The sequence below is a fragment of the Pseudomonas sp. A39 genome (genome assembly GCF_058145955.1).
Genome location: NZ_JBYVMD010000001.1, coordinates 147362 through 167769, shown reverse-complemented (window position 1 = coordinate 167769; position 20408 = coordinate 147362). Strand labels below are relative to the sequence as shown.

General features: G+C 59.5%; 15 protein-coding genes. 7 read left to right on the top strand and 8 right to left on the bottom strand.

What is annotated here, in order from left to right:
* Nucleotide 1 precedes the first annotated feature (1 nt).
* The 3 genes from AC3ZU9_RS00810 to AC3ZU9_RS00800 are packed head-to-tail and all read right to left on the bottom strand — an operon-like array spanning nt 2 to nt 3103.
* Nucleotides 2–1129 carry an acyl-CoA dehydrogenase gene (locus tag AC3ZU9_RS00810; RefSeq protein ID WP_093544507.1) on the bottom strand — a complete coding sequence of 376 codons (1128 nt, stop codon included), beginning with the start codon at nt 1127–1129 and terminating at the stop codon, nt 2–4.
* A gap of 9 nt (nt 1130–1138) precedes the next feature.
* On the bottom strand, nt 1139–2323 hold the full coding sequence (locus AC3ZU9_RS00805) for an acetyl-CoA C-acyltransferase (protein ID WP_093544509.1): 1185 nt from the start codon (nt 2321–2323) through the stop codon (nt 1139–1141).
* 12 nt (nt 2324–2335) lie between these two features.
* Complete coding sequence (locus AC3ZU9_RS00800; protein ID WP_490090147.1) at nt 2336–3103, bottom strand: SDR family NAD(P)-dependent oxidoreductase; 768 nt, start codon at nt 3101–3103, stop codon at nt 2336–2338.
* A 200-nt stretch (nt 3104–3303) separates the two neighbouring features.
* Here AC3ZU9_RS00800 and AC3ZU9_RS00795 point away from each other — a divergent pair, with 200 nt between their 5' ends.
* The 6 genes from AC3ZU9_RS00795 (at nt 3304) to AC3ZU9_RS00770 (ending at nt 13110) form a co-directional block, all read left to right on the top strand.
* On the top strand, nt 3304–4197 hold the full coding sequence (locus AC3ZU9_RS00795) for a bestrophin family protein (RefSeq protein WP_490090146.1): 894 nt from the start codon (nt 3304–3306) through the stop codon (nt 4195–4197).
* A 76-nt stretch (nt 4198–4273) separates the two neighbouring features.
* The gene (locus tag AC3ZU9_RS00790; protein WP_012724205.1) at nt 4274–5332 is read left to right on the top strand and encodes a tetratricopeptide repeat protein; all 1059 of its coding nucleotides are present in this window, start codon (nt 4274–4276) and stop codon (nt 5330–5332) included.
* A gap of 144 nt (nt 5333–5476) precedes the next feature.
* Nucleotides 5477–6979 (top strand): ATPase domain-containing protein, encoded by a 1503-nt coding sequence (locus AC3ZU9_RS00785; protein WP_102060488.1) that lies wholly within the window; start codon nt 5477–5479, stop codon nt 6977–6979.
* Nucleotides 6976–8646, top strand: coding sequence for an ATP-binding protein (locus tag AC3ZU9_RS00780; RefSeq protein WP_490090145.1), 1671 nt, complete (start codon nt 6976–6978; stop codon nt 8644–8646). The genes AC3ZU9_RS00785 and AC3ZU9_RS00780 overlap by 4 nt, the downstream gene beginning before the upstream one ends.
* Nucleotides 8647–8832: 186 nt before the next feature.
* The gene (locus AC3ZU9_RS00775; protein ID WP_490090144.1) at nt 8833–10713 is read left to right on the top strand and encodes a hypothetical protein; all 1881 of its coding nucleotides are present in this window, start codon (nt 8833–8835) and stop codon (nt 10711–10713) included.
* 6 nt (nt 10714–10719) lie between these two features.
* Nucleotides 10720–13110: a hypothetical protein gene (locus AC3ZU9_RS00770; RefSeq protein WP_490090143.1), complete on the top strand. Its 2391-nt coding sequence runs from the start codon at nt 10720–10722 to the stop codon at nt 13108–13110.
* A 103-nt stretch (nt 13111–13213) separates the two neighbouring features.
* Here the strand turns inward: AC3ZU9_RS00770 and AC3ZU9_RS00765 are convergent, their stop codons facing one another.
* The 5 genes from AC3ZU9_RS00765 to AC3ZU9_RS00745 all read right to left on the bottom strand — a co-directional run bounded on the left by AC3ZU9_RS00765 (nt 13214) and on the right by AC3ZU9_RS00745 (nt 19788).
* A complete protein-coding gene (locus AC3ZU9_RS00765) occupies nt 13214–13591 on the bottom strand; it encodes a response regulator (protein ID WP_012724201.1) in 378 nt (125 codons plus the stop codon).
* A gap of 79 nt (nt 13592–13670) precedes the next feature.
* On the bottom strand, nt 13671–14864 hold the full coding sequence (locus AC3ZU9_RS00760; RefSeq protein WP_093544526.1) for a hybrid sensor histidine kinase/response regulator: 1194 nt from the start codon (nt 14862–14864) through the stop codon (nt 13671–13673).
* Complete coding sequence (locus AC3ZU9_RS00755; protein WP_012724199.1) at nt 14858–15463, bottom strand: chemotaxis protein CheB; 606 nt, start codon at nt 15461–15463, stop codon at nt 14858–14860. The genes AC3ZU9_RS00760 and AC3ZU9_RS00755 overlap by 7 nt, the downstream gene beginning before the upstream one ends.
* Nucleotides 15460–16290, bottom strand: a complete 831-nt coding sequence (locus AC3ZU9_RS00750; RefSeq protein ID WP_012724198.1) for a CheR family methyltransferase — start codon at nt 16288–16290, stop codon at nt 15460–15462. Before AC3ZU9_RS00750 ends, AC3ZU9_RS00755 begins: the two co-directional genes overlap by 4 nt.
* A complete protein-coding gene (locus AC3ZU9_RS00745) occupies nt 16291–19788 on the bottom strand; it encodes a response regulator (RefSeq protein ID WP_043205341.1) in 3498 nt (1165 codons plus the stop codon).
* 240 nt (nt 19789–20028) lie between these two features.
* Here AC3ZU9_RS00745 and AC3ZU9_RS00740 point away from each other — a divergent pair, with 240 nt between their 5' ends.
* Nucleotides 20029–20394, top strand: a complete 366-nt coding sequence (locus AC3ZU9_RS00740) for a response regulator (RefSeq protein ID WP_046034176.1) — start codon at nt 20029–20031, stop codon at nt 20392–20394.
* Nucleotides 20395–20408: the final 14 nt, after the last annotated feature.

The following is a 20408-nucleotide window of genomic DNA, read 5'->3' as shown; positions in this document are numbered from 1 at the left end:
CTTAGAGATTGCGTGAGATGACCATGCGTTGGATGTCGCTGGTGCCTTCGTAAATCTGGCAGACCCGCACGTCGCGGTAGATCCGCTCCAACGGGAAGTCGCTCAGGTAACCGTAACCGCCCAGGGTTTGCAAGGCGGCCGAACAGACTTTCTCGGCCATTTCCGAGGCAAACAGCTTGGCCATGGAGGCTTCCACCAGCGCCGGCTTTCCGCTGTCGCGCAGGGCGGCGGCATAATGCACCATCTGCCGGGCGACCGCGATTTGCGTGGCCATGTCCGCCAGGCGGAAGGCCACGGCCTGGTGCTCAATGATGGGCTTGCCAAAGCTTTCGCGCTCGCGGGCATAGTCACGGGCCGCCTCAAAGGCGGCGCGGGCCATGCCGACCGATTGCGAGGCGATGCCCACGCGGCCGCCTTCGAGGTTGGCCAGGGCAATCTTGTAGCCTTCGCCCTCCTCCCCAAGCCGATTGGCCACCGGCACTTTCACGTCTTCAAACAGGATCTGGCACGTATCGGACGCATGCTGGCCGAGCTTGTCTTCGACGCGGGCCACGGTGTAGCCCGGCGAGTCGGTCGGTACGATAAAAGCGCTGATTCCGCGCTTGCCCGCCGCAGGATCAGTCACGGCAAACACAATCACGACCCCGGCGTTCTGCCCGGAGGTGATGAACTGTTTGCAGCCGTTCAGCACGTAGTGGTCGCCTTCCAGGCGCGCACGGGTTTTCAGGCTGCTGGCGTCGGAACCGGCCTGGGGCTCAGTGAGCGCAAAGGCGCCCAGCATGGCACCACTGGCCAGTGGCTTGAGGAAGTGCTCTTTCTGTTGGTCGTTACCGAATGTGAGAATCGGCACGCAACCGACCGAGTTGTGCACGCTCATGATGGTGGAGCAAGCGCCATCACCCGCCGCGATTTCTTCCAGGGCCATGGCGTAGGCCAGGTAACCGGTGTCGCAACCGCCCCACTGTTCCGGCACCAACATGCCGAAAAAGCCCAGTTCGGCCATCTCACCGATGGCTTCCTTGGGGAAACGGTGCTCGCGGTCCCATTCGGCGGCAAAGGGTTTCAGGCGTTCCTGGGCAAAGTGCCGGGCCGCGTCGCTGATCTGCAGTTGTTCGTCATTGGGCAGCATCTGGGCTCCTTAATACAGGCATTCGACGGCCATGGCCGTGGCTTCACCACCACCGATGCAAATCGCGGCGACGCCGCGCTTGAGGCCTCTCTGGCGCAGGGCCGAGAGCAGGGTCACCAGGATCCGCGCACCCGATGCGCCGATCGGATGGCCCAGGGCGCAGGCGCCACCATGGACATTGACCTTGGCGTGGGGGATTTCCAGCTTGCTCATGGTCACGAGGCTGACCACGGCAAAGGCTTCGTTGATCTCGAACAGATCAACCTCATCTAGGTTCCAGCCAGTCTTGGTCATCAGTTTGCGAATTGCCCCGACCGGCGCCACCGGGAACAGACCCGGCTCATCGGCAAACGCGGCATGCCCGTGGATCACCGCCAAGGGCTTGAGGCCACGTTGCTGCGCCTCGGACTGGCGCATCAGCACCAACGCCGCCGCGCCATCGGAAATCGAGCTGGAGTTGGCCGCTGTCACGGTGCCGCCTTCGCGGAAGGCCGGTTTCAGGCTGCCGATCTTGTCCAGTTTGGCCTTGGGCGGCTGCTCATCATGCTGGATGGTTTTCTGTTCTTTGCCCACGGTGACCTGAACCGGGACAATCTCGGCGGCGAAGCTGCCATGGGTAATGGCCTCTTGTGCACGGGTCAACGAAGCAATGGCGAACGCGTCCTGGGCTTCACGGCTGAAACCGTTGTGCAGGGCGCAGTCTTCGGCAAAGGTGCCCATCAGGCGGCCTTTGTCATAGGCGTCTTCCAGGCCGTCGAGGAACATATGGTCCAGCACCTTGCCGTGACCCATGCGGTAGCCGCTGCGCGCACGGTCCAGCAGGTAGGGTGCGTTGGACATGCTTTCCATGCCCCCGGCAATCACCACGTCGACACTGCCGGCCAGCAGTGAATCGTGAGCCAGGATCGCCGCCTCCATGCCCGAGCCGCACATTTTGTTGAGGGTGGTGCAGCGCGTGGCCTTGTCCAGCCCGGCGCCCAGGGCAGCCTGGCGCGCCGGTGCCTGGCCGAGGCCGGCGGGCAGTACGCAGCCGAACAGCACTTCATCCACGGCATCGGTGGCGATACCGGCGCGCTCGACGGCGGCACGAATCGCGGCGGACCCCAGCTGCGGCGCAGTCAGGCTCTTGAGATCGCCCTGGAACCCGCCCATGGGCGTGCGCACGGCGCTGACAATAACGATAGGATCAGTCATGCGGGTTGCTCCTTACTTCGCAGCCATGCGCAGGGCGCCGTCGAGACGGATCACCTCACCATTGAGCATGCTGTTTTCGATGATGTGCCGCACCAGCGCGGCGTATTCGTCCGGTTTGCCCAGGCGTGGTGGGAACGGTACGCCCGCCGCCAGGGAGTCGCGGACTTCCGGGGTCATGCCAGCCATCATCGGCGTTTCGAAGATGCCGGGGGCGATGGTCATCACGCGAATGCCAAAGCGCGCCAGCTCACGTGCGGCAGGCAGGGTAAGGCTGGCGATGGCGCCCTTGGACGCGGCATACGCCGCCTGGCCGATCTGCCCGTCAAACGCCGCCACCGAGGCGGTGTTGATGATCACGCCGCGCTCGCCGTCGGTATTCGCCTCGGTTTCAGCGATAACGGCGGCCGCCAGGCGCAACAGGTTGAAGCTGCCGATCAGGTTGACGTTGATCACCTGGGCAAAGCTCGCCAGGCCGTGGGGGCCGTTCTTGCCGAGGATTTTCTCGCCACGCACCACGCCGGCACAGTTGACCAGCCCATGCAGGCCGCCAAAGGCTGCGACGGTGGCCTGCACGGCGGCTTCGGCCGCCGCTTCCTGGCTGATGTCCGCGACGCAGCTGCGGGCATTGTCGCCCAGCTGCTTGGCCTTGGCGGCCACGGCATCGGTATTCAGGTCTACCAGCATCACCTTGGCACCCGCAGCGATCAGCATCTCGGCAGTCGCCGCACCGAGGCCCGAAGCACCGCCGCTGACCAGGAAGATCTTGTTTTCAATCTGCATTGTTGTTTCCTTGAACGGTCCGAATCGTCGAAATAGTCGCCCCGCAGCGCTGTAGCGGCAATGGTCAAAGCCCTCAACCTGGCTGACTGTTTTGGCCAGTCATCGAGCTCGCTGATCAACCGGTCGGCCCAAGCGATTGGACGGCTGGGGTGCTTGCTTCTAACCTGATGGCCTGCGCCACTCACGAAGCCCGCCCCTGAATGATAGTCCGCCCCAAACCCAACCTGCTGGGCATCCTGTTTTCCCTCAAGGGCTCGATCGCCAAGCGCATCGCCCTGCGCAGCCTGCTGGTCACCTTGCTGGCCTCGGTGATCGTGCTGGTGGAAACCCTGCACCCGGCGTATTTCTCCAAGGTCAATGCCACGCCGTTCACGTTGCTGGGGTTGTCGCTGTCGATCTTCATGAGCTTTCGCAACAACGCCTGCTATGACCGCTGGTGGGAGGGTCGCAAGCAACTGGGGCAGATGATCATCGATGTGCGCTCGTTGATTCGCGAAACCCAGGTGCTCAGTGACCCGGCCGAACGTGCGGGGTTGCTGCGCAGCCTGTGTGGCTTCGCGCATGGCCTGATCGCGCGGTTGCGCCACGAGGATGAAGCCCAGGCAATACAGCCTTGGAGCACGTTCCAGCCGCACCACCCCAACCTCCCCGACAATGTCCTGCAACAGGTGGGGGCCCGGTTTCCCGCGTTGGCCGCGCAAGGTGCGATCAGTGAATGGCGCTACACCCAGCTGGAAGCGCGACTGGTCAGCCTCAGTCAGGTGCAGGCATCCTGCGAGCGGATCAAAAGCACGCCACTGCCCTTCCCCTACACCCTGCTGCTGCATCGCACCATCTACCTGTTCTGCATCCTGCTGCCATTCGCCATGGCTGAGCCGCTGGGCTGGTTGACGCCAGTGTTCACCGCCATCGTCAGCTACACGTTTTTCGGGCTGGATGAAATCGGCGATGACCTTGAGGACCCGTTCGGCTTTGATGAGAACGACCTGCCCTGCAATGCCATCCTGCGCACCCTTGAGCGCGAAGTACTCGCGGCCCTCGGTGAAACCGCGCTGCCGCCGACGCTGGAACCGGTGGAATACGTGCTCACCTGAGAGAGGTTTGACACTCGCCGTGGTCTGACCGAAGCTGGTGGCTTTGTATTAGCTGCCTTAGCTTTCGGACGCCTGCATGTCAAAGTCACGCCGTTACTCCATCATCGGCCTGTGCGCCCTGTTGTTGATTGTGCTGTTCACTTGGTATTTCTCTCGGTCCACCCCAGTGGCCGTGCCTCCCGCCATTGCCCACGGTTACGCCAAAGCCTTGAAACAGGCGCATAACGGTGAGCCTGGGGCGGCGCGCGTGTTGTATCAGCAGTTAGGCCGCCCAGACCTGACGCCCGAGCGCCGGGTGGCGCTGCATGCCGAGCTGCCCAACTACCCCAGCCCCCAAGCCTTGAAGCTGGCCGACAAAGACTTGAGCAGCGATTCACCCCAGGTACGCGAGGCCGCCATCCACAGTATTGTCGGCCTGGTGCCGACCGGTCAGCGCACACTGTTGCTCGGCCCGGTGCTGGATGATCCTGAACAGGAAGTACGGTTTGCCGCCGCCAATGCGTTGCTGGGCTTGTCGCCCGACACCTTGGGCCTGTATTTCGGGCCCTTGCAGCAAGTGCTGGATGAGTTTGTGAAAAAGCTCAAGGCCCAGCCCGAAACCGCCGAAGGCTGGATTCAGCTGGCGCGTCTCTACATCCACAGCGCCCTGTTGCCGGACGCGCAACATGCGCTTGAGCAGGCCATGCGCTTGCAACCGGACAACCTGCAAGCCGTGGTAGCGCAGATCGAACTCCTCGACAAACAGGGCAAGTCCGAAGAGTCCCGCCAATTGCTGGCGCGCCAACTGGCGGCGCACCCTGAATCAGCCTACCTGCAACACGCCCTTGGCCTGTGGCTGTTGCACCATGGCGAACGCCCTTACGCACTGCTGGGCCTGTCGAAAGCGGTGGAGCTGGAGCCGGACAATCAGGACTACCGCTACGACCTGGCCACCACCCTGCACGCCCAGCAGGAATTGGAAGCGGCCCAGCGCCAGTTGGAAGAAATCATCCAGCGCCACCCGGCCAATCGCAAGGCGCGGGTGCTGCTGGTCAATTACTGGAAGGAAAGCGGCCAGTTGCAAAATGTCCAAGTGTTGCTCGCGCAACTTGAGCAACAGAACCCGGACGACCCGGCATTGCAGCAGGGCTTATAGCGTGGCCACCATTTTTGTAAAACGTGGCCTCGCGCTCATTTCCCCAGTAAAAGGTTGAACCGCCGCAAAGCACTACGGTCAAGAGAATATGGCGCGTCCACATGGCCGCGCATCCTCTACTCGTATGTGACCTGAGGGCACTTCTTGTCTACATCCAAAGCGCAACTATCCGAAAAAGCGGCCATTGGCATTGAAGGTCTTGATGACATTCTTGCCGGTGGACTCTCGCGCAGCCACCTGTTCCTGCTGGAAGGTGAGCCCGGTACCGGTAAAACCACGGTCGCCCTGCATTTCCTGCAGGCGGGGGCGAAAAGCGGCGAGCGATCGCTGTACATCACCCTATCGGAAACCGAGCGCGAGTTGCGTCAAGGTGCCACGTCTCACGGTTGGGACCTGGATGACAACATTCATATCTTCGAACTGACGCCGCCGGAAAGCCTGCTCAACGCCGACCACCAGCAAAGCCTGCTGTATTCCTCCGACCTGGAACTGGGCGAGGCCACCCGGCAGATCTTCGAGGTGGTGGAACGGGTGAAGCCGACCCGCGTGGTCATCGACAGCCTTTCGGAAATCCGCCTGCTGGCGCAAAGCTCCCTGCGCTATCGCCGGCAGATCCTGGCGATCAAGCACTACTTTGTGCGTTACGACGCCACCGTCCTGTTGCTGGACGACCTCACCACCGAATCCCTCGACAAGACCGTGCACAGCGTTGCGCATGGCGTCATCCGCCTGGAAGAGCTGACCCCCAACTATGGCGCCGAGCGCCGCCGGGTGCGGGTGGTGAAGTACCGCGGCCAGAAATACCGGGGCGGCTTTCATGACTTCACCATCATGCAGGATGGCGTCCATGTGTTCCCACGCTTGGTGGCCGCCGAGCATCGCGGGGGCTATAAACGCGAGACCTTGAGCAGCGGCATTGCCGCGCTGGATGCGTTGATGGGCGGCGGGGTCGAGACCGGCTCCAGCAGCCTGATTCTCGGCCCGGCCGGTACCGGCAAGTCGCTGATCTCGATGATCTTCGCCGCCGCTGCCGTGGAGCGCGGCGAAAAAGCCGCACTGTTTATTTTCGATGAAGAGCTGGGGTTGTTGTTCGAACGCATGAAAAACATGGGTATCGACCTCACCGCCCTGCAGGAAACCGGCAACTTGCTGATCGAACAGGTCGATGCCGCTGAGTTGTCGCCGGGCGAGTTCTCGCACCGGGTGCGGCGTTGCGTCGACGAACGCGGAATCAAAACCGTGGTCATCGACAGCATCAACGGCTACCAGGCGGCAATGCCCGAAGAAAACGCGCTGATCCTGCATATGCACGAACTGCTGCTGTACCTCAATCGCCGGGGCGCGGCGACCTTTATGACGGTCGCGCAACACGGGCTGGTCGGTGATATGCAGGCCCCCGTCGACATCACCTATCTGGCGGACACGGTGATCCTGCTGCGCTACTTCGAAGCCTTGGGCAAGGTGCGTCGAGCCATCTCGATCATCAAGAAACGCACAGGCACCCATGAAGCCACCATTCGCGAATACCGAATTGGCAGCCAGGGCATGACCGTTGGCGAGCCCCTTGATAACTTCCAAGGCGTGTTGCGCGGCATACCGACCTACATGGGCGCAGGCTCCCCTTTGCTCAAGGATGAGGGGGTGTGACGGCGCTCTCTCCCGTCTCCGAGCGTGCGATCGTCCTTGCGCCAATGGGCCGTGACGGGTCGCTGGCGTTGATGATGCTCAACGAGGCTGGCTACGCTGGCGTCACTGTCGGCAGCCTGGTGCAAGTGTGCGAAGCGCTGGAGCAAGGTGCAGGCTTACTGATCATTGCGGCTGAAGCGTTGCGCGGGGTTGATCTGGAACCCTTGCTGGAGTACTTGCATCAGCAGCCGGCCTGGTCGGATTTGCCCATTGTGCTGATGACCCATCACGGCGGCAGCGAACAGAATGGCTCATCCCACTTGAGCGGTTTGTTGGGCAACGTGACGTTTCTGGAGCGACCGTTCCACCCTGTGACGTTGATCAGCCTGGTGAGTACCGCCCTGCGCGGTCGGCGCCGTCAATACGAAGCACGTGACCGCCTGATTGACTTGAGCGAGAGTGAACTGCGCTTGCAGCGCACGCTGGAGACCCTCGAGCAGCAAGTCGAAGAACGTACGGCGCAATTGCGCAGCAATGAAGAAGCCTTGCGCCAATCGCAGAAAATGGAAGCCGTCGGCCAATTGACCGGCGGCATCGCCCACGACTTCAACAACATGCTCACCGGCATCATCGGCAGCCTGGAATTGCTGCGCAGGCGTGTATCCCGGGGCAAGTTGGACGATCTGGACAGTCTTATCGACCTCGGTGTGACCTCGGCCAACCGAGCGGCGGGCCTCACCCATCGACTCCTGGCGTTTTCCCGTCGCCAATCACTGGATTCAAAACCCGTGGGGATCAACCAACTGGTGTTTTCCATGGGCGAGTTGCTGCAGCGCAGCATCAACGAGAGCATTACGCTGGACATGCGCCTGAACGACCAGCTCTGGACCGCCGAAGCCGACCCGAACCAGTTGGAAAGCGCCCTGCTCAACCTGGTTATCAACGCGCGAGACGCGATGCCCGGTGGCGGCAAGCTCACGGTCGAAACCGCCAATCGCCATCTCGACAATGTGTTCACGGCGGCCTATGGCACCCTGAAACCCGGTGACTACGTGGAATTGAGCGTCAGCGATAACGGCTGCGGCATTCCGGAAAGCGTGATGGGCCGCGTGTTCGATCCGTTTTTCACCACCAAACCGATTGGCCAGGGCACGGGCCTGGGGTTGTCGATGATCTACGGGTTTGCGCGCCAATCCCATGGCCATGTGACGATCCACAGTGAAGTGGGAAAAGGCACCACGGTCAGCCTGTTTTTGCCACGGTTTGTCGGTGAAATGGCAACGCACGAAGCGGTCAACCCGACGTTATTGCCATTCGCCAACGCGGGTGAAACGGTGCTCATCGTCGAAGATGACCCCGCCGTGCGTGTATTGGTCAGTGCGGTACTCAAAGAACTGGGCTACGCCTTTGTCGAGGCTGGCGATGCCGATACGGCGCTGCCGATCATCGAGTCCGAGCAGCGTATCGACTTGATGATCAGCGACGTGGGCTTGCCCGGCATGAACGGCCGACAGCTGGCAGAAATCGGCCGGCAGATTCGGCCGGAACTCAAGGTGCTGTTCATTACCGGGTATGCCGAGCACGCCGCCGTACGGGGAGGTTTTCTGGACCCGGGCATGCAATTGATCACCAAGCCGTTTACCTTTGACCTGTTGACGGCGAAGGTCAGGGAGATGATTCAGGCGTGAGGTAGGTTGTGTGACGTCAACCACCAGGCGGGCAATTTTCGAGCGTGACCTGAAGCAGGTAAAAGACAGAAACAAAAATACGGTTCAGTACTGGAATCATAGGGGCGCTTGAGGCACGTAAAGTTACCGCTGGGAGTTAGAATTTTTCCCGGCAGACTTTAATCCTGACGATTGAGCCGCCGCCCTATGAGCATTTCCAGCAGTTCTGTACGTGCATTCCCTTCCCCCGTTCGCCTCGAAGCCCCCGCCACCGAGGTTTCGGCCATAGTAGGCGTGGTATCGGAACCTGCCGGCCCCCCATTACCCAGCGCTACTGATTCCCTACGCACCAAGAGCGACGCTGAACTGGCGCAAAACTACGCTAAAGCGTTGTTGGGGTTTACGGGGGCTAAGGTCAACGACAACGCCATCATGGTTGATGTCCCTCCGGGCTCGACGTTCGGCCAATGGTGGACTCAGTTGGGCAATGCTGCTCAATCTCGGGATTTTGTTGAATGGCGGCGATATGTCAGAGCCCTTCCAGGATCAATTGAAATTCTGCCGAAAACTGGTCAGATCAGCTACAAGGTAGCGCCGGATGTCTCGCTCACGGCGTCTATGCAGAAGCGCGGTAGCGAGGACCCGCGATGGTCTGCTGCCAGGGCGCCGTTAGTGGATGCAGGTCTGGTCATATCCGACAAAAACATGCCTTTCCCGCTGCCATCGCCTGATTCCCCCGACCGTGCGCCAGCTTGGCTGGTTGGGCGCTTCTACTTTGAGCAACAACAAAACACAGCCTTGGAATTTCAACAACGTTCAGCTGAACTTGAACAGGAAAAGACTTTTGGTTTACTGGACCCGGCTCATTTCCCTGGCGTTCAGGAGCAACGTAGCGAGGATGCTTTAGACAATCAGAAAGTTGCACTTGGCAACATCAACAACCGGCACGACGTGGCGGTGTCGCTCAAGCACCTGGTTTCAGTTTTGGAGACTGGCAACCTGGAGGTTTCGGCGATTCCCAAGTATTTGCGTGATACCACCTTCACTGTTCATCCCGACTCGTCATATGAACGGGACAGGGGGCTGCCGGAAGGGGAAGCCGTCAGCCTGCAGGACTTTCTTGAGTACCACGGCTTTGATAGTCCAGTCACCGCAGAGGATGCGCAGAACCTCAGGTCGTTGCTCCTCGCGCCGGCACCCCGCAGCCCGATATACGGCAACTACGGAGGTGCAACGTCCTGGCCTCGACCGCTTGACGAGGAGGCGCAACGGCAACTGTCTGCGTTTTTGCTTTACGGTGATGTCGGCAACCTGAACCTCGCGTCCACTCGCTGTGTGCTGGAGTCGTTGATGCGGGGCATTGCGTTTGAACCGTCCGAGCTGCGTAACCCGCAGCAAGTGCTCGACCGAATCATCCAATCGCCGAAGGGGCAAGCGTTGGGCGAGGCGATCAAAGCCAGGTTTGACGCGCTGTCGGTCTCCGGCAGCGCCAATGACTGGTTGATGGCCGCCTTGAACCTGCAGTTGCATGACGCGCCCGAAGCCGCCCGCTCAGCACTGCCGGCAAAGCATGTCGACGGCTTTGACTTGGCCGGGCAGCAGCTCAAAGGCCAACCGTTATCCAAAACCGCCCAGAGCGTGGCCGATTACCTTTATTTCCAAACGCGCCGAGCCTCAACCCCCGAAAAAGCATTGATCCAGGCCCACTTGCTGTTGGCCTCAAGGGCGCCGGAGTTACTGGTGAAGGATATTCCTCCGACGGTCACCCATGGCTCCATCGCCCACGTCAACTTCAGTATTGCGGTGGCGCGCATTGAGGCTGAGGCGCCTGGTCGCGCCGCGACGATGACATACGGGGAGATCATGTTGAATGCGCAGATCCAGCCAGTCTCGGCGGCTCAACGCCAGATCGAATACATCGCGCATCATGAAGCGCTCAAGGAATGGGGTATTACCAATAGCATCGTCCCCCAGGTGACCTCGCCGGAAGACATGAACACAGTGGCTCAGGCCTACAACGAGCAACTCATCGAATTGAGACACGCATCCGAGGCGCAAAGCGCGCCTGTGCCGGCTTCCCGCAGGTAAATCGCCTTGGCGGAGTTGCGCAAGGTTTTGGGCGATGATGTGCGCCTGGAGCTCAAATGCATAGTGCTCGCCACTTACGATAAAGATCGGCCGGGGCCCTACTCGATACTGGACCTATATATCGAAGGCATGCTGCAAAACCCTCCGATGCGGCCCTATCATCCTCGTCTCCCCGACAGATCCAAAACGCCTAACAGCTGGGTGCTTGAGCCTTATACGCCCCCAAGCAGAAGCCCAGGCCGCTCTGAAGCAAACACACCCAATTTCACGATTGACGGTGTATTGAGCAAGACTCAATCGCTGAGGGATGTCAATCAACAGTTCCATGTTGAATTTGCACAATTCGGCCAGGCCCTTGATAAAAGCGTCGCCACGCAAGTCAAGAACCTGATATCGCAGTTGCCCCTGGAAGACCGCAAAAATATTGAATACGGGAGTCTATCGCTCTTCCGGGAATTTAAAGGCACGACGCGTGTTGGCCAGGGTCAGATGATCTTCCGGGCGATGTCGGCAGGCAACCCTGTCCTGTTGAAAGTGGTGCGTGACGGGGTTTCGCACACCTACGAAGTGAACGTGCAAAAGAACACGCTCGAAAAGCGCCGGGACCTGGGTGACTTCCAACCGGGTTATCAACCTGGGCTGGGTATTGAAGGGGGCGAGCGGCGAAACATCAACACGCCCTACACGGACATGGTACCGGTCACGCTTTCCATCCGCGATGAAAGCAAGCCCAATCAGCGAGAGCAGCTCGCACACGCGAAAACGGATACGGGCGGCCCGCTGAATAGCTTTTCCAGCCCCAGAACGTCAGCCATCGGTGCCACGGTGGCCAAGGTCACCAGCTTCTGGCAAGCGCTGGAAACCGAGGCGCGAGGGGTTACCACCGTTGAATCCGAAGTGCCCTTTTACAAGAAATTCAATGAATTCGTTCTTAACCTGATTCCGCTCAGATCAGCCATCAAAAACTTTACCGATGGCAATATCGGTGAAGGCATCGTCGACTTGTCGCTCGACATATTCGGCATTCTGACGGCAGGTGCAAACGTCGTTGGTAAAGCCGCGAAAGTTGCAAATGGCACCCTGTCAGCCGGTGGTAAGGCGCTGCGCATTACAAAGACCCTGGGGCGTGGAACGCTCAGCTTGATCAACCCCTTGGACGGCGCAACCGACTTACTGCGAGGCGCTGGGCGCGGCGCGCGAAACGTGGCGAGGCACATCATTGCTGACGTGGGCCAGGATATCCGGCAGTTACGAGGCGCGAGGACGAGCTATGACATGGTGAGCGCGAGTAAACAGTTCGATCGCGCTTCAATCGGCACATTCAAACTTGACAGCGATTTTGCAGAGGGGGCCGCGGTCTTTAAAAATAACAACTGGTACGCCTACAACCCCATTACCCGGCAACCCTATGGTCCCGCGTTAAACGATTTCCTGCCTTCAGCACGCTTAGAGGCGGGTTCTTTCGCAACGTGGGCGACCGCGAGCGATGGTCGCCGGAAGATTGAGGACTCCCTGATTGAAAACTGGGGGAAAAAAGTGGCGAAACATCGCAATGGTCCAGAAAGCGCTGATTTTGATGAAGGCTATAACACTGGAACATTACAGAGTGTGAAAGGTTTATCCAGCGCTAAAAGTATCAAGGATCTGATGGAACTGGCCAACAAACAAACGTTGACGGCAAAGCAGCTGGGGACTCTGGTCAGGAAATACGATGATATTGCCTATGCGTTCGGCCGAAAAGCGTCGGCGCGTTTCATCAGCGTTATAGAACCTGGCTTCGGCAAGGTCGTCCCTATCCCACAAGTTATCTACCTTTCCCAAACCGCTCAACTGTCTGACGGACAGTGCGCCGCTCTTTCACGGGCCATGGCGAGCGCTATCGAGCAAGGGAAGGAAAAAGTGCTGATAAGAAATATGTACACCGCTGCCGCTTTCCCCAAAGCTCCCGCCTCCAGGCAGTTTATGAAAACGCTGAATAAGCTTCAAATCCAAGTGGGCCCGAAGACTGCTTTCCATGCGGGGAAATCTACCCGGCAGCTCTCCTATCAAGACATGGTAAATGAACTCGCCAACTCTACCGTTTCAAAATCAATCATGATTGATTCTCCCCGCCATGCAATGGCCGCCGGTATCAAAATAGAGGGCACGGAGAAGTCATTTTATTTTTATGACCCCAACTTGGGTATCGCGACCTTTTCGAGTGCCGATGCCATGGAGGCAGGCCTGAAAAAACTCTTTCACGATAAAAAGTTGGGGGCGACCTATAGAACCCACAGCAATGATCGTAACAAGCTGGAATTTAAGGTCTTCGATCATGATGACGAATGGCAGGTGAAAAACAGTGTCTTCAGTCCAGAGCTCAAAAAACTGTATGACGCCCCTATCACATCGTCCTAAGCATCACGGACGCTTTGGAACACGGCGCTGGAAGGAAATCCGGACAGTCTGAACCCACTCGGTTCCCGAGAAATGAGCGGAGCCCTGGTTGGCTCCGCCATGTTTAAGACAACAATCGCTGGATATGCTCTTGCAGCGTATCCAGATCAAACGGCTTGGCCAGGATAGGCGCATTGCGCGTGATCGGGCTGTTACAGTCGAGGATTTCCTGCGGGTAGCCGCTGATGAAGATCACTTTCAGTTCAGGCCGTAACATGATCGCAGGCTCGGCGATCTGCACCCCGGAAATCCCACCCGGCAGGCGGTAGTCGGTGACCATCAAGTCCAGGTGCGGCTTGGTCGCCAGGATTTCGAAGGCCTGCTCCCCATCAATCGCCTTCAACACCCGATAGCCCAGGCCGGCCAGGTACTCACCCAGCACAAACATAATGGATTCGTCGTCCTCGACGATCAGAACGACATCTTGCGCATCTTCACTCATGGGAAGCCTTTGTTCGGTCAATTGCTGCAATTACGACCATGGGGTCACGCAGAAGGTTGCGTCGAAATGACGATTGATTTCATGCCGACGGTTCAAGGGGCAGGCACACCCGAAACAGGGCGCCCTCGCCTATCTGGCTTTCGACCTCGATGGTGCCGCCATGGGCTGCAACGATCTGCTCGGAAATAAACAGTCCCAGGCCCAGGCCTGCGGCCACCTGACTGGCGGACACACGCTCGAACTGTTGGAAAATACGTTTCTGGTTGTCTTCGCTGATGCCGATCCCGTGGTCGCGCACTTCCACGCGAGCTTCGCCATGTTCGCTGTACACGCGCACCTCCACCGGGCTCTTGGCCCCGTAGCGCAGGGCGTTGGTCAGCAGGTTCGTGACCACCTGCTCAATGCGGAACTCGTCCCAGTTACCTTCCACAGGGCCGTCCACAATCAGCTGCATGGACGATTCCGCAGCCGCCACTTGCGGCGCAAAGTTCTCTACCAAGTTGCTCACCAACTGCGCCAGGTCGAAGCGCGCCGGGCGAATGGACAGCTTGCCGGTGCGAATGCGCGACACATCCAGCATGTCTTCGATCAGGCGGATCAGGCTCTGGATCTGCCGCTCATCGCGGTCGACCATCGCGTGCATCTTGTCGAGGGCGAACGCCGCGGCGTTGTCCCGCGCCAGGTGCATCTTGCGCAGTTGGGTCTCGAGAATCAGGCCATTCAGGGGCGTACGCACTTCGTGGGCAACGATTGACATGAAGTCGTCGCGCATACGTACCGCCTGTTCCAACTCGGCCTGGGTGGCCTGCAGGCGCGTGAGCAGCAGTTCCTGTTCGCGACGGCTGCGCTCCAAGGCTTCGACTTGTTGCTTCATCGCCTTGCTCTGGCGATACAGGTCGACGAACACGTTGACCTTGCTCTTCACCGCATGGATATCCAGCGGTTTATGCAGGAAGTCGACGGCGCCGCTTTCGTAGCCTTTGAAGGCGTAATTGAGTTCGCGGCCGGCGGCGCTGACGAACACAATCGGGATGTTCTTGGTTTTCTCGGTACCGCGCATCAATTCGGCCAGCTCGAACCCGTTCATGCCGGGCATCTGCACGTCGAGGATCGCCATGGCGAACTCGTGCTCCAGCAACAGGGACAAGGCCTCGTCGGCGCTCAATGCCTTGAACACCTGGCGGTCCTCGCGCTTGATCAGCGCTTCGAGGGCCAGCAGGTTTTCCGGCAGATCGTCGACGATCAGCAGTTTGGCCTGGACAGTACTTAACATGGGGAATATTCCAGGGAAGCCAGCAATGAGCCAATGCGGCTCAACGTCAGAATGTGGTCGGGTGTGTGCAGCGCCAGCGCAGCCCGGGGCATGACGTCGACACGTGCTTCAGTGGGGTCTTGCACCACGGTGGTTCCACCCTGTCGCTTGACGTAGGCCAGGCCCCGGGCGCCATCGTGGTTGGCGCCGGTCAACAGGATGGCCATCAGGCCTTTGCCGTAGGCTTCAGCGGCGGACTCGAACAGGAAATCAATGGCCGGTCGCGAATGGTGCACGCGGTCTTCCTGGCTCAGCGACAAGCTGCGATCCTGCTCCACCGACAGGTGATAGCCGGGACCGGCAAAGTACAGGGTGCCCGGCTTGAGCGTTTCCTTGTCGCGCGCCTCCACCACCGGTATGGCGACGCGCCGGTCAAACACCTCGGCTAATTGACTACGGCGCTCGTCCGGCAGGTGCAATACGGCGACGATAGGCAAGCCGAAATCTGCCGGCAATTGGCCAAATACTATCAGCAACGCCTCTACGCCACCGGCGGAGGCGCCGATGACGATAGCCTCTATACCCCGGACCTTTGCCGGGCTGGCAGCCGCTTGATTCATAGTTTTCGGTAGATCCGTTCCTGTTTGACCAAGGGTTCGAACTGCTTGCCGTACGCGGAGAAGTCCAGGGTTTCCTTGCTGCCCAGCACCAGGAAGCCGCGATGACACAGCGACTCATGAAACAAACCAAATGCGCGATCTTGCAATTTTTTATTAAAGTAAATCAATACGTTACGGCATGAAATTAATTGAGTTTCTGAGAATACGCTATCGGTCGCCAAGCTGTGGTCGGCGAAGGTGACATTCTCGCGCAACGTTTTATCGAAGATCGCGTAATCGTAGGCCGCTGTGTAGTAGTCGGCAAATGAACGTTGGCCGCCGGCCTGCTGATAGTTGGCGGTGTAGGCGCGGACGTTCTCCAGGGAAAAGATGCCCTGCTTGGCCTTGTCCAGCGACGCCGGGTTGATATCGGTGGCGTAGATGATCGTACGCTCCAGCAACCCCTCTTCGCGCAACAGGATGGCCATGGAGTACACCTCCTCGCCCGTGCTGCAGCCGGCGATCCAGATCTTGATCGACGGATAGGTCTTGAGCAGCGGCACCACCTCCTGGCGGATCGCAAGGAAGTGCGACGGGTCGCGAAACATCTCGCTCACCGGAATCGTCAAGAACTGCAGCAACTGCATGAACGCCGCCGGGTCGTGCAGCACGCGCTCCTGCAAGGCGGAAATCGTCGCGCAATCGAACTGGCGCAACGCATGAGCCACACGGCGCTTGACCGACGCCCCGGAGTAATCCCGGAAGTCATAGCTGTACTTGAGGTAAATCGCCTCGATCAACAGGCGCAGCTCAATGTCGCTGCTTTTTTCCAAAAAACTTCGCTCCACTTAAATGCGTTCCATCTTCGGTAGCCATACGCGAATGAGTGAGAACAGACGATCCAGATCAATCGGCTTGGCCAGGTAATCGTTGGAACCGGCCGCCAGGCAACGTTCCTGGTCGTCCTTCATGGCCTTGGCCGTCACCGCGATGATCGGCAGCTTTTTCCAGCGCGGGTCCTGGCGGATCAAGGCGGTGGCCTCGTAACCGTCCATTTCCGGCATCATCACGTCCATCAGCACCAAGTCGATATCGTCGACTTCATTGAGTTTGTCGATGGCTTCACGGCCGTTACGGCCGATCACCACCACCGCGCCCTTGTGCTCCAGGGCGCTGGTCAGGGCAAAGATGTTGCGCACATCATCGTCCACCAGCAGGATTTTTCGCCCCTCGAACACCTTGTCGCGGCTGCGGGCGGTCTTGAGCATCTTCTGGCGGTCATGGGACAGCTGGGATTCGACTTTGTGCAGAAAGAGTGTGACTTCGTCCAACAGGCGCTCCGGCGAGCGGGCACCCTTGATGATGATCGAGCGCGAATACTTGCGCAGTTCGGCCTCTTCATCGCGAGTCAGGTTGCGCCCGGTGTAGACGATCACGGGCGGGAACGAACAGATGTCCTCGGTGGCCATGCGCTTGAGCAGCTCGTTGCCGAGCATGTCCGGCAACTTGAGGTCGATGATCATGCAGTCGTAGGCATTGGTACGCAGCAGGTCTAGGGCTTCCTGGGCAAAACCGACGGCGGTGATCTCGATGTCATCGTCGCCGATCAGGCGGGCAATACTGTCGCGCTGCAGGTCATCGTCTTCCACCAGCAGCACGCGCTTGACCTTCTGGGTCAGCTTGGCCTCCAGGCGCGCAAACACGTCCTTGAGCTCTTCGCGGGTGGTGGGCTTGACCGCATAGCCAATCGCGCCCATGTGCATGGCGGCTTCGACGCGGTCTTCCACGGAAATCACATGCACCGGGATATGGCGGGTGTTGGCGTGCTCTTTCAGGCGCTGCAGAACAGTGAGCCCGGAATGGTCCGGCAAGCGCATGTCCAACAGGATGGCGTCGGGAATGTATTCCTCGGCCAGGCTGTAGCCTTCGTCCGCGCCGTGGGCCACCAGGCAGTGGTAGCCCAGTTCATGGGCCAGGTCGAAGAGGATACGGGCGAAATTCGGCTCGTCTTCCACAACCAGAATGCAGCGCGTGGTAAACGGGGTCTTGTCGCGGTCGTCGGCGAAGCGCGGAATCAGCTTGGCGTCGGCCACCGGCAACGGTGACACCTTGACGGGGACCGGTGCGGGTGCCATCACCACTTGGCGTGGCGGTTCGACAGGGGCGGCGTCTGCCTCGCGCTCGACATACTGCTCCGGCAACACCAAGGTAAAGATACTGCCCTTGCCTGGCTCGCTGGCCACACTGATGTAGCCGCCCAACAGCGCCGCCAGGTCGCGGGAAATCGACAGGCCCAGGCCGGTGCCGCCATAACGGCGATTGGTGGTGCCGTCGGCCTGGCGGAAGGCTTCGAAGATGCTTTCCTGCTGGTCCGGGGCAATGCCGATGCCGGAGTCGCGAACCGTGAAGGCAATGCCCTCCCCCGGTGCACGCGACACAGAGAGGCTTACGTCGCCCTGCTCGGTGAACTTGATCGCGTTGGACAGCAGGTTCTTGAGGATCTGTTCCAAGCGCTGGCGGTCGGTAAACAGCATGGTCGGCGAACCTTCCTGCACGTCCACTTGGAAGCCCAGCTTGCGATCGGCCGCCAGCGGTTCGAACATGCCGCGCAGGCCGTCTACCAGACGCGCCACACTGGAGTTTTCCGGGCGTACTTCGAGCTTGCCGGCTTCCACCTTGGAAATGTCCAGGATGTCGTTGATCAGGTTGAGCAAGTCATTGCCGGCGGAATAGATCGATTCGGCAAACTTGACCTGCTCAGCGCTGAGATTTTCCTGCGGGTTCTCGGCCAGCAACTTGGCCAGGATCAACGAACTGTTCAGTGGCGTGCGCAGCTCGTGGGACATGTTGGCGAGGAATTCGGATTTGTACTTGCTGGAGCGCTGCAACTCTTCGGCACGGTCTTCCAGCTCGAGCTGGGCCTGGTTGAGTTCGACGTTCTTGCGGTCCATGGCGTCGCGCTGCTCGGCCAGGGTCTGCGTCTGTTCGGCGAGTTGCTCGTTGGTCTGCTCAAGCTCCGCTTGCTGGGTTTCCAGGTGAGCCTGGGACTCCTTGAGGATGCGCGACTGTTCCTCCAGCTCTTCGTTGGCGGTCTTGAGCTCTTCCTGCTGCACTTGCAGCTCTTCGTTGAGCTGCTGGGTCTCGGCCAGCACTTCCTGCAGGCGCTGGCGATAACGGGCGGCCTCGATGGAGGTGCCGATATTGCCGGCGATCAGTTCCAGCAGCTCCTCGTCGCGTTCTTGCAGCGGCCGCAGGAAACCCAGCTCGAGCACGCCATTGACGCGATCATCATCGCTGGTGGGCATGACCAGCACACTGCGTGCAGCCCCCTCACCCAGGCCGGAGCTGACCTTGAAGTAGTCCACCGGCACATCGTCCAGGCGAATCAGGCGATCCAGCTGGGCCGCTTGGCCAACGATGCCTTCATCACTGTAGATCGCTTGCTCACGCTGTTCCTGCTCGCGGGAGAAACCGTAGGTGGCCACGCGCTTGAGGCCGCCGTGCTCTTCGCGCACATACAGCGCGGCGACGACCGAGCCCATGTATTGGGCAAAGAATTGCAGGATATTGCGGCCCAGCATGTTCAGGGTCAGCTGGCCGAGCACCTGTTCAGCCAATTCAGTCTGGCCATTGCGCAACCAAGCCTGTTGCTCCAGCCGCCGCGCGATCTTCTGTTGGGACGCGAGGTTTGCGCTGTAACTATCTGATAAAGAAACTAAATTCTTACGACCAATGTAAGCCAGAAAGCCACTCAAACCGAGTACAAAGGCCAGGTACAGGGTGACGCTGATCACGGTGGTGCGGGTGACTTCTTCATTGCGGGCGATGCGGAACTGCTGTTCCATCGCCACCGCATCGTCATATTCCTTGCGGATCTCATCGGTCAGGCGCTTGCCGCGGCCGGCCTTGACCGCACTGCGGTAGTCGCCACTGCTGCGCTGCATATCAATCATCGACTGGGCGTAGTTGTTCCACTCGGCCTGCATGGCCTCCAGGCGTTTGAGACGGTCCACTTGCTGCGGGTTGTCCGCCACCAGTTCCTGCAAATTGCGCAGGTCGGCAATGATTCGCGGCTTGGCCACTTCGTAAGGGTCGAGGAAATGCTCGTCACCGGTGATCAGGAAGCCGCGCATGCCGGTTTCCAGGTCCACCGTCAGCTTGGACGACTCATTGAGGTTATTGATAACCCGGTCGGTGTGTTCCACCCACTGGATGACCGACAGCAGGTAGGTGATCAATACGACGAAAAATACAGCACTGAGCACGCCCACACCCAGGGGCAACGCCACGTTTCGGCTCAGTAGTGTACGGAAGCTCTTTTCATCGACGGACGAAGCGGGAGTCATGGGCATGCCTTGGCCAAAGGTGGAAAAACCGGGAGTTTGCCCCAAACGGGCGGGCAAGACTATTTTTCTAGAACGGGTTTGTACAGATTCCTACATGGGAACAGGCTATTCTCTATGGTCTTTTCTAACGCATTGTTTTTACGGCCTGCGGGAACTTGTCACGAGTGCGCGCTTACTCAAGGAAGAGGCCTGTCAGAACGGCCGCGTGTAAACCCTCGCCTTTTTTGGGAATTTCATATTATGTCCGCAGTCACTTCCACCATCCTTGTCGTTGAAGACGATGCCATCGTGCGCATGCTCATCGTCGATGTTCTGGAGGAGTTGGCGTTCAGTGTGCTGGAGGCTGCCGACGCGGCAGAAGCGCTGGCAATCGTGGAAAACACCGAACATGTCATCGACCTGATGATGACCGACGTCGGCCTGCCGGACATGGACGGCAAGCAGCTGGCCACCAAGGTGCGTGAACTGCGCCCTACCCTGCCTATCCTGTTCGCCAGCGGCTATGCGGAGAATATCGACGTGCCCGCCGGCATGCAGGTGATCGCCAAACCGTTTTCCATTGATCAATTGCGCGACAAGGTCAAATCGATGCTGCCCGCCGCCTGAGACCCCCTCTTGGC

Excerpts from the sequence above, each read along its gene's own strand:
- AC3ZU9_RS00740 (WP_046034176.1), top strand. The coding sequence starts at position 20,029 with ATGTCCGCAGTCACTTCCACCATCCTTGTCGTTGAAGACGATGCCATC.
- AC3ZU9_RS00745 (WP_043205341.1), bottom strand. The coding sequence starts at position 19,788 with ATGACTCCCGCTTCGTCCGTCGATGAAAAGAGCTTCCGTACACTACTG.
- AC3ZU9_RS00755 (WP_012724199.1), bottom strand. The coding sequence starts at position 15,463 with ATGAATCAAGCGGCTGCCAGCCCGGCAAAGGTCCGGGGTATAGAGGCT.
- AC3ZU9_RS00790 (WP_012724205.1), top strand. The coding sequence starts at position 4,274 with ATGTCAAAGTCACGCCGTTACTCCATCATCGGCCTGTGCGCCCTGTTG.
- AC3ZU9_RS00800 (WP_490090147.1), bottom strand. The coding sequence starts at position 3,103 with ATGCAGATTGAAAACAAGATCTTCCTGGTCAGCGGCGGTGCTTCGGGC.
- AC3ZU9_RS00805 (WP_093544509.1), bottom strand. The coding sequence starts at position 2,323 with ATGACTGATCCTATCGTTATTGTCAGCGCCGTGCGCACGCCCATGGGC.
- AC3ZU9_RS00760 (WP_093544526.1), bottom strand. The coding sequence starts at position 14,864 with ATGTTAAGTACTGTCCAGGCCAAACTGCTGATCGTCGACGATCTGCCG.
- AC3ZU9_RS00765 (WP_012724201.1), bottom strand. The coding sequence starts at position 13,591 with ATGAGTGAAGATGCGCAAGATGTCGTTCTGATCGTCGAGGACGACGAA.
- AC3ZU9_RS00775 (WP_490090144.1), top strand. The coding sequence starts at position 8,833 with ATGAGCATTTCCAGCAGTTCTGTACGTGCATTCCCTTCCCCCGTTCGC.
- AC3ZU9_RS00810 (WP_093544507.1), bottom strand. The coding sequence starts at position 1,129 with ATGCTGCCCAATGACGAACAACTGCAGATCAGCGACGCGGCCCGGCAC.
- AC3ZU9_RS00795 (WP_490090146.1), top strand. The coding sequence starts at position 3,304 with ATGATAGTCCGCCCCAAACCCAACCTGCTGGGCATCCTGTTTTCCCTC.